Raw genomic sequence first — 12,706 nt, forward strand, 5'->3', positions numbered from 1 at the left:
ACAATGTGATCCACGCCACTATTAGTACAGCCGTTCAGGGCAACCTGTCAGGCATTTGACCGAATCCGTTCGACTCCGATTCCGAGCCCTCCAAATCGCAGGCGCAAAGCACCGAAAGACGCATCCCGAATGCAGCAGAGGAATCGATACCACCCGACCGGTTCCTCTTGCTGTCGACACAATCGATTCACCCGGCCATCCGATACAGATTGGCAATCACACAAGAGCCACCCGGCCGATCCCCTGCACCACCGTACAGTCGCTTCTCGAAAAGCCTTCAGCTGAATACTTTTCGATCCGATCCGTCGACCGTCCCGGTACACACCCACGTGGATACCGGGACGGTCTAGGTCAGATCAACGTCACGGCGTGACGTCGACTCCCGGCGAGAACGTCAGCTTGCCTGTCAGGGCGGCCGTACCGGGACCTGCCGGCGGGCACACTCCGCCACCGGTGGAGTTGAAGTTGACCGTCCCGGAGTTCGAGGCGGTCACCGACGGCTTCGCGTACGGCAGCGGCCCGATGGTGCTCGCCCCCACCGTGATCGAGCAACCACTCGACGGCACCGTGACCACCGCGCCGCCTGCGGGAATGATCAGTGAACCCTGTGGAGATGCACCGTCATGGTCGACCTTCAGCTTCCACGTCCCGCTGGCAGCGACCGTCACCGGCTGGCCGTTGAGCGTGCAACTCGACAGACTCACACTGCTGATGTTGATGTCGATCCCGCCAGTGGACGGGTTGACGTTGCCGGGCGCAGCCGGGGTCGTTCCGGTGCCTGACACATTCGTGCAGCGCATGGTGTATCCCGGGGTGAGAATCCGGAGATCGCTGCTGGTTGCGGTGACCGGCGTGTTCGCGGGAGTGATCGTTGTCGACGCGTACGCCATCCCCGCTGCCGTCAACGTCGCGACCGCGGCGACGGCCAGAACCGCACTACCCCGGTTGAGAACTTTCGTTGCCATTCGTTTCTCCTTCGTGTGAGGTGGAGCCCCGTTCGGATGAACGGTCGAGTGGAAAGGCTTCGATGAATCGATTCGATCGCGGCGCTACAGCAGCTCCCATCCGGCGGCGTTGTAGACGGAGCTGGTGGTGGAGAGGGAATTGCCCGAACCACCTGACGGCAGGTTGGCACGTTGGTTGACGGCCCAGTTGAGCGAGCCGAAGAGACCGCATCCGGTGGCGCCGGGCACCGCAAAGTTGGTGGCCTTGTGCGTCGCCTGGGGCCAGACCCCGCCCGGGACCCCGGGAACCGTGTCCGAAATCCACTGCGCAGCACCAGCATCTTGGAGCGCCAACGAAAGCCGGATCGGATTGGAGGCAGAACCGATGTAGCAGTTGTTCCCCAGGAGCGGGTTGGTCAACTTCAACCGAACCGGAAGCTCGACACCGAGGGTGTACGGCTGCACCGACGGCAAGGCCACGGCTTCGACCGTCGCCTGGATGGCCGTCGGGCCGAAGTCCTCGGACGAACCCGTTCCGAGTGCGCCACCGGGGACACTGATCGACTTCGAGTACACACCGAACTTGCCATCATTGGCGGCGGGAACGAAGACCTGATTGGTCGGGTGGGTCGGATCCGGCTGACTGACGCCGCCGGCAATCATCAGGCTTCCATCCGCAATCTGGACGTTGAGGCTGCCGACACGCATAGTGCCGTCCCTGACCACAACCGTCATGCAGGTGCCCAGGTCGGTGGCAGGGTCGTAGACCTTGTCCAGCTGGCAGGTGTCCCAATTCTTGAAGTCGTACTTCGCCCCCGATACCGGGGCGGCTGCGTCCGCCACACCACCCCCGACCAGAGCCAAAGCTGTTGCCGCACCCAGGATCACGGAGCGGGTCATGAGTTTTCTCACGTTGAACCCCCATTCGGGTACACACCCGGCCAGATTCGATTCGAGCAAGACTCGACATCGCTGATCGAGTGCATTTCTCACGGAAGAGCATCGGCTCGATATGCACTGCACCTCGAGCACGATGCATGACGTTGGGGTGAGTCGGGTGCGCTGCTGGCGTAAGTCCGGAACGAGCGGGGTTGTGCCCGTTCCTGATCTCCCCCGAGATTCCCCATCCTGAGCCGGACCTGATGTCGGCCCGACTGCGTGCGCGTAACAGATCGTCACACACACGACGCCTTCGCGTGACAGTTTCGACAATTACCCCGGCCGCTGCCAAGCAGGCCCTCAGCTGGACGGGCGTTCAATAAATGTTGCGCCCCTTGTCATTTCCGAGATCCACGCAGGTCGACAGTCCGAGATACCGGTCGGCCGATATTCGCCTGGGCGCACGACTTCCAGCAAGGGGCCGGCCCTGGCCGTGACGACACCCGACCTTTCAGGTCGCCTTTTCGGTCAATGCCAAAGTTTGTACTGCAGTACAGTTTCGGTGTACCGCAGATAGATTTCGCCGATCCTCCCGAAACCGGCACATGACATCCGCTGTGTGTGTGACGATCTGTTACACGCTCGCAGTCGGACTGCAACAAGGTCCGGCTCTGGACGGGGAACATCGGGGGATTCGGATGAGCGCATCTGCGCCCCATCTCGATCCGGGGCACGCCCGACTCACCTCGACGCCAGGCGTCGCCAAGGCCCCTGCCAGGGCGGCGCCAACCTGTCAGTAGTGCACTCGGGCAGTCACAGCTGGGTTCGACCGAACCTCCTGGCCGAGTCGACATCCGTATGGGGGAAGTACATGCGAAAGAACACCACCCGCTCCGCCGTGCTGGCGGCCACCGCCGCGCTGGCCCTGGTCGGCGGCGGCGTCGCGAACGCCGCCGGATCGGCCGAAGGCAGCTCCGGTAGCAGCGGCAGCCTGTCCAGTTCCGAAGGCAGCAGCGGCTCGTCCGGCAGCAGTGGCTCCTCGACCGGATCGTCGGCCGCACCCGGCACGCCATACGAATTCGAGAACTGGGACACCTGCCGGCTCGATCTGGTCTACAACCCCGTCACCGACCTGGGCACCTGTATGACGGTCGTGGTCAGGGACGGCACCATGCGCATCGGCAACCTCGACGTCGCGGTCCCCGACGGCAGCCTGATGATCGCTGGCGGCGTCTCCCAGGACGCCGACGACCCCACAATCCAAACCTTCGTCCCGGCCGCCGACGACGGCAAGTTCGGCGTGTACGCCAACCCGATCACCGTTCCCGGCGGAGCATTCGGCGCCGCCTCGGCCGAGACGTTCGGCCCCACCGCCATCCAGGCAACCGTCGAGGCCGTCGCCCTGCCCGACGTACAGCCCTACACCCTCGCCATGCAACTTCCGGTGCGGCTCAAGCTTTCCAATCCGCTCCTCGGCGACAACTGCTACATCGGCTCCGCCGCCACCCCGATCAACCTGTCCCTCGCACTCGTGGGCAGCGCCGGACAGGCCGAATGGATCTCGGACAACGGCCCCGACGTGCCCGGCGGCGTCTGGCCGCAGGCACCCCACACCGCCACCGACTTCGCCGTCCCCGGTGCCTCCGGTTGCGGCCCGCTCGGCTCGCTGAACTGGGCGGTCAACCTGCGGGCGGGCCTGCCCTCCGCGGGCGCCGGTAACTCCCTGTCCACCACCAGCGCCGTCTACAACGTCGGCGGATGGGAATTGCTCTAGTCCTGATCCGCCCGCATCCCCTGATCCACCGCTGACCTCGTCCCGGTGCCGGTATCCCGCCGGCACCGGGACGACTCACGTCGTAGATGTCCCAGCCGCACGACTCACACCACCGTCCGTCGCACCCGCCTCGCCTGGGTAGGCTCGAGGCCGTGAACTACCTGCCCCTGACGCCGACCGGCCAGACCCCGATCCGCGCCCTCACCATCGCCGGCACCGACTCCGGCGGCGGTGCCGGCATCCAGGCCGATTCGCGCACCATGGCGATGTGCGGGGTGCACGCGTGCGTCGCGGTCGCCGCGGTGACGGTGCAGAACTCGGTGGGCGTCAGCGGTTTTCACGAGATCCCGCCGGAGACGGTCGCCGCGCAGGTGCGCTGCGTCGTCGAGGACATCGGCGTCTCGGCCGCCAAGACCGGCATGCTCGCGTCCACCGCGATCATCGAGGCCGTCGCGCAGGTGTGCACCGAGGTGGGCATCGGCCGCGACGGCTCCATCCCGCTGGTGGTGGACCCGGTGTGCGCGTCCATGCACGGCGATCCGCTGCTGCACGCCGAGGCACTCGACGCCGTCCGGAACACGCTCATCCCGATCGCGTCGCTGGTGACGCCGAACCTCGACGAGGTCCGCCTCATCACCGGTATCGAGGTGGTCGACGACGCCACCGCCCGCCGCGCCGCCGAGGCCCTGCACGCACTGGGCGCGCAGTGGTCGATGGTCAAGGGCGGGCACCTGCGCTCGTCGACGTCGAGCACCGACCTGCTGTTCGACGGCGACGCCTTCCACGAGTTCACCAGCCCGCGGATCGACACCGGCAACGATCACGGCGGCGGCGACACCCTGGCCGCGGCGGTGACGTGCGCGCTCGCCAACGGCTACGCGATGCCCGACGCGGTCGCGTTCGGCAAGGAATGGGTCACCAAGTGCCTCGAGGCGTCGTACGACCTGGGCGCCGGGCACGGTCCGGTGTCGCCGCTGTGGCGACTGGATCCGAAAAACGCCTGATCAGCGCGAATAGTCGCGCAGGGTCATGACGAAACCGACCGCCACCACCGGCACCGCGAGAATGTAGACGGTGATCCGGAACCACGTGGGCCCGTAGTAGCTCACCGCGATCGCGGCCGCCAGCGCCGCGATGATCATCAACACCCCGTAGAAGGGTGTGCGCTGCGGATGCCCGGACTCGGTCACGTTCCCCAGTGTGCGCGCCGGGCGTCGGGGGCGGCAACGGTTTCCCGAAGTCGTCCGAATGGTCCGCTAGGCCGTCACCGCGGTGCGGGCACCGGGCGCAGCACGTAGACCCGCAGGTCCTCGGGCACACCACGCTGCGGCGCCGCCAGCAGCCCGCGCCGGTAGCGCCGCGCGACCAAGCCCAGCTGGGCGAGGCGCTCCTCGCCGATCGCGTCGTGCGTGTTGCCGGAGACGACGACGTTGCCGTTCCCGCCGAGCTCCATCATGCGGGCGGCCACATTGACGTCGACGCCGAACCAGTCCGCGCCGATGGGCTGTGGGGCGCCGGTGTGCAATCCGACGCGCATGCGGGGTCGGTAGCCGGTGTGGTCGAGGGTCGCGAGCGCCGCGCGCGCCGCGAACACCGCCTCGACGGCCCGGTCGGGGTGGTCGAACACCACCATCAGCCCGTCGCCCAGACGTTTGACCACCTGGCCACCGCGCGCGATCATCGGCGGCTCGATGGTGGCCGCCACCTCCCGCAGCAGCGACAGCGTCGCGCCGTCGCCCACCTGCAGCGACCAGCTGGAGAAGCCGACCAGGTCGGTGAACACGATGGTGACCTCGCCGTCCGCGGGGCTGCCCCACGTCTTCTCGAGCACCGCCTGCAGCACCTGCAGCGCCGCCATACTCACCTCGCGCGACGCCCCTGCCCCGGTGTCGATCATGCGGGCCGCAGCCCGGGCGCCGCCGGGACCAGCCGTCGAGAGGGGGTCGCCGAATGCGGGATCACCGGGCAGTGAGCGCCTGATCCGGCGCACGGCGTCGACCAACTGGGGTTGCCGGTCCGCGTCGCGTACCCACTTCGCCACCGAACCGGTGACCTTGGCGTAGCCGCCCTCCGTGCCGGAATCCGTGGGGGCCGGTTCCGGTGTGGCGTCGCCCTCCGGGTCGTCACTCACCCCGGCAAGAGTAATCGTGGCCGGGTCGTCTCGCAGAACTGCCGCGTGACGCCGGTTTCGGCGCCTACTTCCCCACATCGGCCCGCGCCGCGCTCCGGGCGTCGCCCGCCGGCGGCACCCCGTTCACGCCGTCGGTCGACTGCGCGTAATGCCCGATGCCGTACCCGATCGCTTGCGCATTGAGCGCCAGCGCGGTGCGGTCGATGTTGCCGACGGTGTCCTGCGCGGTGTGGTAATTCGGGTCCAGCATCGCGTCGGCCTCACCACCCCACTGCTGCGCCTGAGCTGGTGTCTTCTTCTCCTCGGCGCCGGTGAACAGGCCGCCCGCCGGGATGCCGGCCGCGATGAACGGGCCGTAGTCCGACCGCCCGTCGAAGTCCGTTCCGCCCGGCGTCACCCCCAGCTGCAACACGATCGCCGCGAACGTGCGCTCGATCCCGGCCGATCCCTCCGGCCCGGGGCCTTCGCCGACGTTGTCGGAGTTGTCGCCGTCGTACACGAAGTAGCCGGCGTTGTGCGAGCCCACCATGTCGAAGTTGAGGTACAGCGCGATGTCGGCGCGCGCCGCGTCGTCGAGACCGTCGACGTACGCCGTCGATCCGTTGAGCCCCTCCTCCTCGGCACCCCAGAAGGCGAACCGCACCGCGTTCGCCGTGTTCGGCTTCGCGCCGAGCTGCCGGGCCGTCTCGAGCAGCGACGCGACACCCGAGCCGTCGTCGTTGATGCCGGGGCCGTCCGGCACCGAGTCCAGATGTGCGCCCGCCATCACCACGTTGCCGGAATCGCCGGTCTTGGTCTGCGCGATCACGTTGCGGGACTTGACCGTTTCGACCGTGGTGTCGAGTGTGAGGGTCACGGCGTCGCCCTGCCGCAGGGCGACGCCGTCGGCCTTGCTGACGCCGCCCGTGGGGATCCGCGCGTCCGCCTTCGCCCCCAACGTGCCGCCGGGTAGGCCTTCGTCCTCGTTGTCGGCGACGAGCACGGCCACCGCGCCCCGGTCGGCCGCGACCTGCTGCTTCTGCGCGAAGGGGCAGACGCCGCGATCCACCAGCACCACCGCGCCCGTGACATCCAGGCCGTCGTAGTCGGTGGCCTCGCAGCCCGGGGTCTCGTCCGGCGGCGCCGGCACCAGCCGGGCGGTGAGCCCGCCCTGCGGTGTCGCCGGCGAATACGTGAGAGCCTCGACCGGCACGTCGCGGCCGGCGAACGCCAGCGTCTGGGTGTGCGCGTCGAATCGGTCGACGTCGAATTCCGGTGTCTCGACGTCGAATCCGGTGCCCTCGAGCTGTCCGACGACGTAGTCGACGCTGGCGTCGTAGCCGGGGGTGCCGACCGAGCGGTTGCCGCCGTTCTCGTCCGCGATCCGCTGCAATTGCTCGAGATCGCCCATCACCGCGTCCGCGTCGATCGCCGCGGCCAGGCCCGGACCGTCCACGGGTGGGCCGCCCTCGTCGGGATCGCTGCATCCCGCGAGCAGCAGCGCACCGGACAGCCCCGCGACCAACCCCACCCTCACCCGCATGCGGGCAGAGTACCCCGATCGGACCCGGCTCCTCAGTCCCTCAGCCGCATGGCGAGGAAGGTGAGGATCTCGTCCCGCGCCGCGACGGTGGGCTGGCCGGCCTCGTCGATCAGGTGCGCCGTGACGACGCTGTGCGGGCTCGCGATCACGTGCTCGAAGAACGGCGACGTCTCCGGATTGGCGGCGCTGTCGGGCAGCACCCGCGCCTCGAACCGGTCGCCGAGGGCCCGCTCGTACGCCGCGAACCGCTGTGCGCGGCAGAATTTGTCGCCCTGGAACCGATAGGCCAGCACCGTCAGGTCGTCCTTCTCGAGACGTTTGCGCACCGACGCGAGTTCCTCCGGGCCGCTGTCGATTCCGTCCGGATCGTCGAGCGGCAGCGACGGCTGCGAGAGCACCGGCGCCAGCATCGCGGGCTCGAGCATCATCGACAGCGCGAAGTTGCCCGTGAAACACATGCCGATCGCCCCGACGCCCGGTCCGCCGCACTCCCTGTGTGCGCGGCGGGCGAGCACGCGCAGCCACGCGACGGCCGGGGTGGTGCCGTCGGCGCCGAGCGCCCGGAACTCCGCGCTCACACACGCCCGGCGGAGCACCGCCACCCCCTCCTCGACGCCGGGGACGGCGCCGTCCCGGCCGAACAGCGACGGCAGGTACACGGTGAAGCCGGCGTCACGCACCCACCGCCCGAACCGGGCGACGTGCGGGCTGATCCCCGGCATCTCCGGCATGACGATCACCGCCGGGCCGGTGCCCGCGACGTACACGGTCTTGGTGACGCCGTTCTCCTCGATGCTGCGCCGCTCGAAGTCGTCGAGCGGATCGTCCTCGTGCAGGCTGCGTTGGGGCACCGGTGTCCTCCGTGACCGATCGATGGTGGTCCGGTCAGTCTGTCCGGGCCCCGGCACGACGGGGAGAGGCGACATCGCCACCATCGGTGGCTACATCGCCACGGAGCTTGCGTCGCCATGGAACTTCCGGCGGTAGTCGGCCGGATTCATCCCCACCTGCTCGACGAACAGGCGTCGGAACGTGCCGGCGTCGCGGTACCCGACGCGTTCGATGACACGGGCCAGCGGCAGATCCGTGGTCTCGAGCAGGTTCCGCGCCGCCCGCACCCGGGCCCGGCGGAGGAACTCGAGCGGCGACTCCCCCGTCTCGGCTCGGAAGCGCCGCAGCAGCGTCCGGGTGCTCACGTGGAACGCGTCGGCGAGGCGGCCCAGGTCGTAGGGTTCGGCCAGGTGCTCCACCAGCCACGCCGCCACCTCGTCCGCGAACGGTCCGCGCACCGACGGCAGCATCGAGTCGACGATGTACGGCGCCTGGCTCGTTCGGTTCTCGGCCACCAGAGTGATCCGCGCGGTCGCGCGGGCGATATCGTCGCCGAGGTGTTCCCGGACCAGTGCGGTCGCAAGGTCCAGCGCGGCGCTGAACGCCGCGGTGGTGGTGACCGTCCCGTCGGTGACGATCAGCGCCTCGGGGCACACGGTCGCCCGCGGATAGCGTCGGCCCAGGCGAGACGCGAACAGCCACGACGTGGTCGCCCGCCGCCCGTCGAGCAGGCCGGCCTCGCCCAGCAGGAACGCGCCGACGCACACCGACGCGACGCGGGTTCCCCGGTCCGCCGACACCCGTAGGAACGTCGTCTCCCGCTGCAGAGAGTGCAGGCGCGCCGCGACATCCTCGGACGGCACGAGTTCGAAGCCGGGGACGATCACCCGATCGAACCGGTGGTGCCAGCGCCTGACGCCGATCGGAAAGCCGCCCGCCGCGGAAACGGGTTCGGCGGACGCCGCGATCACCGACACCCGGAACGGATCCTCGGTCGCCGCGCCCGTCTCCCGCGCAACACGATTGGCGATGCGCAGCAGATCCGTGAACACGAAGATCTCCGCCGCCAGACAGCCCTCGTAGGCCAGCACCCCGATCCGCATCGCGTCACCCTCCCGTCGTCCGGGCCGAACATAGCCGAAGCGCCCGGCCGAAAGACTTCGACCGGGCGCTTCGAGAGCGGTACTCAGGCGTCGCGCTTGTTCACCACGAACAGGCTCGCACCGAACACGATCGCGACGAAGGCCGCGAAGTAGAGTAGGCCGCCCCACGGACCCCAGTGGAAGTCGAACGCGCCACCGTTGCCGAGGAAGTAGTTCACGTTGTTGAACGGACCGAACTCGCCGACATACTTGCCCACCTTGGGGATGATCGTCGCGAGGCTCTCGATCACCAGCGGCCACAGCAGCAGCAGCGAGATGGCACCCGCCGACTGACGGATCAGTGTGCCGACGCCCACCGCCAGCACGGCCAGGAGTGCGTAGTAGATCGGGATACCGAACAGTTCCCGGGCATTGTCACCGCTGCCCATCGACAGCGTCTCACCCGACGTCGCCTGCGCCACGAAGAACGACGCCAGGGCGATGACCAGACCGAGGACCGCCGCGATCGCCGCCAGCAGCGCTGCCTTCCCGCCGATCACCTGGGTGCGGCGCGGGATGGCCTGGAACGTGGTGCGGATGACGCCGAACCGGTACTCGGTGGTGACCGCCAGCGCCGACATGATCATCACGAGCATGGCGCCGAACTGAGCGGCACCCGCCTGCGTGTAGGCGACGGTGAACTCGCCCATCGAGTTGTCGCCCGACGACACCAGCGACTTGTAGGCCACGCCCATGATCGCCGCGAACCCGACGCTGACCACAACGGCGATGAGGCTGCACCACATCGGCGACTTGGTGGACGTGAGCTTGATGCGCTCCGCATTCAACACGCTCATCGGAGCGCACCTCCCATGTTCTGCGCGGCCGGCTGACCGGCGATCTGCGCGTGGTACTGCACGTCGTCACCGGTGAGCTTCATGAACGCGTCCTCGAGCGAGCCCTGCTTCGACGCCAGCTCGTGCAGCACGATGCCGTTGGCTCCGGCGAGGGCGCCGACGTCGTCGGTCCGCGCTCCGGCCACCAGCAGCGCCGGCTGGTGATCGGCGCCCGGGTCCTCGTGGACGGCGAAGCCCTGCGCGGTGAGGAGACCGCGGAGCGCGTCGAGCTGGGGGCTGCGCACGCGCACCGACGAATCCGAGGCGCGGTCGACGAAGTCCTTGACGCTGACGTCGGCGATGAGGCGGCCGCGTCCGATCACGATGAGGTGCTCCGCGGTGAGCGACATCTCCGACAGCAGGTGGCTCGACACCAGCACGGTGCGGCCCTCCGCGGCCAGGCTCTGCATGAACTTGCGGATCCAGACGATGCCCTCGGGATCGAGGCCGTTGACCGGTTCGTCGAACAGCAGCACCTTCGGATCGCCGAGCAGCGCGCCCGCGAGGCCCAACCGCTGCGACATGCCGAGCGAGAACCCGCCGGCCTTCTTCCCCGCCACCTCGCTGAGGCCCACGAGGCGCAGCACCTCGTCGACGCGCGACATCGGCAGCGAGTTGGCCGCGGCCATCCACTGCAGGTGTGCCTTCGCCGAACGGTTGGGATGCACCCACTTGGCGTCGAGCAGCGCGCCGACCGTCCGCAACGGCTGCTTGAGCTGGTGGTACGGAACCCCCTCGACCAGCGCAGTACCCGACGTCGGCGTGTCGAGGCCGAGGATCATGCGCATGGTCGTCGACTTGCCGGCACCGTTCGGGCCGAGGAAGCCGGTGACGATTCCCGGCTTCACGGAGAACGTGAGATCGTCCACCGCTTTCGTCGACCCGTAGGTCTTCGTCAGTCCCCTCACTTCAATCATGCGCACCACTCTGCCCGAAACGCCCCTACCTGCGCATCGGTCTCGGGTCTACGCGCGTGTCATACCCAGGGATGACTTGTACCCCGAGGCGGGTGGGGGATCACCCCGAGTCAGTCCCGGACGGCACCGTCGGGCATCGTCACGTCGGTCAGATCCGCGCCGCTGACGTCGGCGGTGGAGATCCGCGCCCCGGTCAGGTCGGCGTGCGCCAGGTACGCGCCGGTGAGCCGGGCCCCGGTCAGATCGGCATCCTCGAGATGCGCGCCCGTCATGTACGCCCCCGACAGGTCTGCGCCGGTCAGGTTGGCGTGCGCGAGGTACGTCGACGTCAGGAACGACAGCGTGAGCACGGCGCCGTTGAGCTTCGCGTTGGTCAGGTACGCCTTGCTGAAGTCGGCGTCCGCGGCGACGGCCCCCGAAAGGTTGGCGCCGTTGAGGTTCGCGCCGCCGAGCTCCGCGAACGTCAGGTCCGCCCCGGAGAGATCCGTGCCCTCCATGTTGGCGCCTGTGAGATTGGCCCCAGCGAGGTCCGCACCGGAGAGATCGAGGCCGTGCAGATCCGGCGCGTCGGGCAGTTGGTCCCGTCGGGCGTTCCACGCCACGACGTCCGAGCGGAGCAAATCCAGAAGGTCGGTACTCAACGTCGTCATGGCATGCCCTCCAGGCACTCGAACCAACGGAGCAAGTTGCCGTCGAGCCTAGCCTGAATCCGCGCCGGGCCTGGGATTTCGATCAATCCGTGATCCGCGGCGCGCCACACTTACATCGGCGACGACGCCTGCGCCCAGAACCGCTTGGGGATGCGTCCGGCATGCCGGGCCTCGTAGCCGGCGACGACCGCGCCACGCATCGCCGACGCCATGAGCGCCGGATCCTTCGCGCGGGTGACGGCCGTCGCGAGCAGCACCGCGTCGCAGCCGAGTTCCATCGCGAGGGTTGCATCGCTCGCGGTGCCGATACCGGCATCGAGAATGACGGGGACGTTCGCGGCATCGACGATCATCTCGATGTTGTGGGGATTCGAGATGCCCAGACCGGTGCCGATCGGTGAACCCAGCGGCATCACCGCGGCGCACCCGACGTCCTCGAGGCGCTTCGCGAGCACCGGGTCATCGGTCGTGTACGGCAGGACGATGAAGCCGTCGTCCACCAACTGTTCTGCAGCGCTGACCAATTCGATCGCGTCGGGCAGCAGGGTGCGTTCGTCGGCGATCACCTCGAGCTTCACCCAGTCGGTCTCGAGCGCCTCCCGCGCGAGCTGCGCGGTGAGCACGGCCTCGGCGGCGCCGCGGCAACCGGCGGTGTTCGGCAGCGGCGCGATGTCGAGCCGGCGCAGCAGGTCCAGCACGCCGGTGCCGCCCGCGGCGTCGACGCGGCGCATCGCGACGGTGGTCAGTTCGGTGCCCGACGCGACCAGCGCCTCCTCCAGTACCGCGAGGTTCGCCGCGCCGCCGGTGCCCATGACGAGGCGCGAGCCGAAGGTGCGATCGGCGATCGTCAGCTTGCCCACGTCAGCCACCCTGCACCGCCGTGAGGATCTCGATCTCCCAGCCGCGGCCCACCGATTCGGTCCACCGGCCGCGCGGGAACACCGCGCCGTCCACCGCGACGGCGATGCCGCGCTGCGGCAGGTCGAGGCGCTCCAGCAACTCCGTCACCGTCAGGGGGCCGTCGAACTCACGGTCCTCCCCGTTGACGGTGATTCCGATCAACTCACTCATTCGAACCTC

The 12,706-nt window shown here is 68.7% G+C and carries 14 protein-coding genes; 2 read left to right on the plus strand and 12 right to left on the minus strand.

Annotation, left to right across the window (positions count from 1 at the left end):
* Nucleotides 1-362 precede the first annotated feature (362 nt).
* Nucleotides 363-965 (minus strand): hypothetical protein, encoded by a 603-nt coding sequence (locus ABEU20_RS21645; RefSeq protein ID WP_181319303.1) that lies wholly within the window; start codon nucleotides 963-965, stop codon nucleotides 363-365.
* Nucleotides 966-1,049: 84 nt separating this feature from the next.
* Nucleotides 1,050-1,844, minus strand: a complete 795-nt coding sequence (locus ABEU20_RS21650; protein WP_237171114.1) for a hypothetical protein — start codon at nucleotides 1,842-1,844, stop codon at nucleotides 1,050-1,052.
* A gap of 850 nt (nucleotides 1,845-2,694) precedes the next feature.
* Between ABEU20_RS21650 and ABEU20_RS21655 the strand changes: the two genes are divergently transcribed.
* Entirely contained in the window at nucleotides 2,695-3,597 is a 903-nt protein-coding gene (locus ABEU20_RS21655; RefSeq protein WP_420166433.1) for a hypothetical protein, read from the plus strand.
* A 152-nt stretch (nucleotides 3,598-3,749) separates the two neighbouring features.
* Entirely contained in the window at nucleotides 3,750-4,601 is an 852-nt protein-coding gene (thiD, locus tag ABEU20_RS21660) for a bifunctional hydroxymethylpyrimidine kinase/phosphomethylpyrimidine kinase (RefSeq protein ID WP_420166434.1), read from the plus strand.
* On the opposite strand, the gene ABEU20_RS21665 is transcribed toward thiD, so the two are convergent.
* The 10 genes from ABEU20_RS21665 to thiS all read right to left on the minus strand — a co-directional run bounded on the left by ABEU20_RS21665 (nucleotide 4,602) and on the right by thiS (nucleotide 12,697).
* A complete protein-coding gene (locus ABEU20_RS21665; protein ID WP_005517890.1) occupies nucleotides 4,602-4,787 on the minus strand; it encodes a hypothetical protein in 186 nt (61 codons plus the stop codon).
* A gap of 74 nt (nucleotides 4,788-4,861) precedes the next feature.
* Nucleotides 4,862-5,728, minus strand: a complete 867-nt coding sequence (locus ABEU20_RS21670) for an adenylate/guanylate cyclase domain-containing protein (RefSeq protein WP_420166435.1) — start codon at nucleotides 5,726-5,728, stop codon at nucleotides 4,862-4,864.
* Nucleotides 5,729-5,792: 64 nt separating this feature from the next.
* A complete protein-coding gene (locus ABEU20_RS21675) occupies nucleotides 5,793-7,250 on the minus strand; it encodes a M28 family metallopeptidase (protein WP_420166436.1) in 1,458 nt (485 codons plus the stop codon).
* A gap of 32 nt (nucleotides 7,251-7,282) precedes the next feature.
* A complete protein-coding gene (locus tag ABEU20_RS21680) occupies nucleotides 7,283-8,101 on the minus strand; it encodes a dienelactone hydrolase family protein (protein WP_420166437.1) in 819 nt (272 codons plus the stop codon).
* A 90-nt stretch (nucleotides 8,102-8,191) separates the two neighbouring features.
* A complete protein-coding gene (locus tag ABEU20_RS21685) occupies nucleotides 8,192-9,184 on the minus strand; it encodes a GlxA family transcriptional regulator (RefSeq protein WP_420166438.1) in 993 nt (330 codons plus the stop codon).
* 83 nt (nucleotides 9,185-9,267) lie between these two features.
* A complete protein-coding gene (locus ABEU20_RS21690) occupies nucleotides 9,268-10,020 on the minus strand; it encodes an ABC transporter permease (RefSeq protein WP_420166439.1) in 753 nt (250 codons plus the stop codon).
* Nucleotides 10,017-10,976 (minus strand): ABC transporter ATP-binding protein, encoded by a 960-nt coding sequence (locus tag ABEU20_RS21695; protein WP_420166440.1) that lies wholly within the window; start codon nucleotides 10,974-10,976, stop codon nucleotides 10,017-10,019. The genes ABEU20_RS21690 and ABEU20_RS21695 overlap by 4 nt, the downstream gene beginning before the upstream one ends.
* Nucleotides 10,977-11,086: 110 nt before the next feature.
* The gene (locus ABEU20_RS21700; RefSeq protein WP_420166441.1) at nucleotides 11,087-11,626 is read right to left on the minus strand and encodes a pentapeptide repeat-containing protein; all 540 of its coding nucleotides are present in this window, start codon (nucleotides 11,624-11,626) and stop codon (nucleotides 11,087-11,089) included.
* Nucleotides 11,627-11,736: 110 nt separating this feature from the next.
* On the minus strand, nucleotides 11,737-12,495 hold the full coding sequence (gene thiG, locus ABEU20_RS21705; protein ID WP_420166442.1) for a thiazole synthase: 759 nt from the start codon (nucleotides 12,493-12,495) through the stop codon (nucleotides 11,737-11,739).
* Nucleotides 12,488-12,697, minus strand: coding sequence for a sulfur carrier protein ThiS (gene thiS, locus ABEU20_RS21710; protein WP_127915423.1), 210 nt, complete (start codon nucleotides 12,695-12,697; stop codon nucleotides 12,488-12,490). Before thiS ends, thiG begins: the two co-directional genes overlap by 8 nt.
* Between the last annotated feature and the right edge of the window lie 9 nt (nucleotides 12,698-12,706).

This window comes from Rhodococcus parequi (assembly GCF_046042785.1).
GTDB lineage: Bacteria > Actinomycetota > Actinomycetes > Mycobacteriales > Mycobacteriaceae > Prescottella > Prescottella parequi.

Excerpts from the sequence above, each read along its gene's own strand:
- ABEU20_RS21645 (WP_181319303.1), bottom strand. The coding sequence starts at position 965 with ATGGCAACGAAAGTTCTCAACCGGGGTAGTGCGGTTCTGGCCGTCGCC.
- ABEU20_RS21650 (WP_237171114.1), bottom strand. The coding sequence starts at position 1,844 with ATGACCCGCTCCGTGATCCTGGGTGCGGCAACAGCTTTGGCTCTGGTC.
- ABEU20_RS21655 (WP_420166433.1), top strand. The coding sequence starts at position 2,695 with ATGCGAAAGAACACCACCCGCTCCGCCGTGCTGGCGGCCACCGCCGCG.
- ABEU20_RS21675 (WP_420166436.1), bottom strand. The coding sequence starts at position 7,250 with ATGCGGGTGAGGGTGGGGTTGGTCGCGGGGCTGTCCGGTGCGCTGCTG.
- ABEU20_RS21685 (WP_420166438.1), bottom strand. The coding sequence starts at position 9,184 with ATGCGGATCGGGGTGCTGGCCTACGAGGGCTGTCTGGCGGCGGAGATC.
- ABEU20_RS21690 (WP_420166439.1), bottom strand. The coding sequence starts at position 10,020 with ATGAGCGTGTTGAATGCGGAGCGCATCAAGCTCACGTCCACCAAGTCG.
- ABEU20_RS21695 (WP_420166440.1), bottom strand. The coding sequence starts at position 10,976 with ATGATTGAAGTGAGGGGACTGACGAAGACCTACGGGTCGACGAAAGCG.
- ABEU20_RS21700 (WP_420166441.1), bottom strand. The coding sequence starts at position 11,626 with ATGACGACGTTGAGTACCGACCTTCTGGATTTGCTCCGCTCGGACGTC.
- thiS (WP_127915423.1), bottom strand. The coding sequence starts at position 12,697 with ATGAGTGAGTTGATCGGAATCACCGTCAACGGGGAGGACCGTGAGTTC.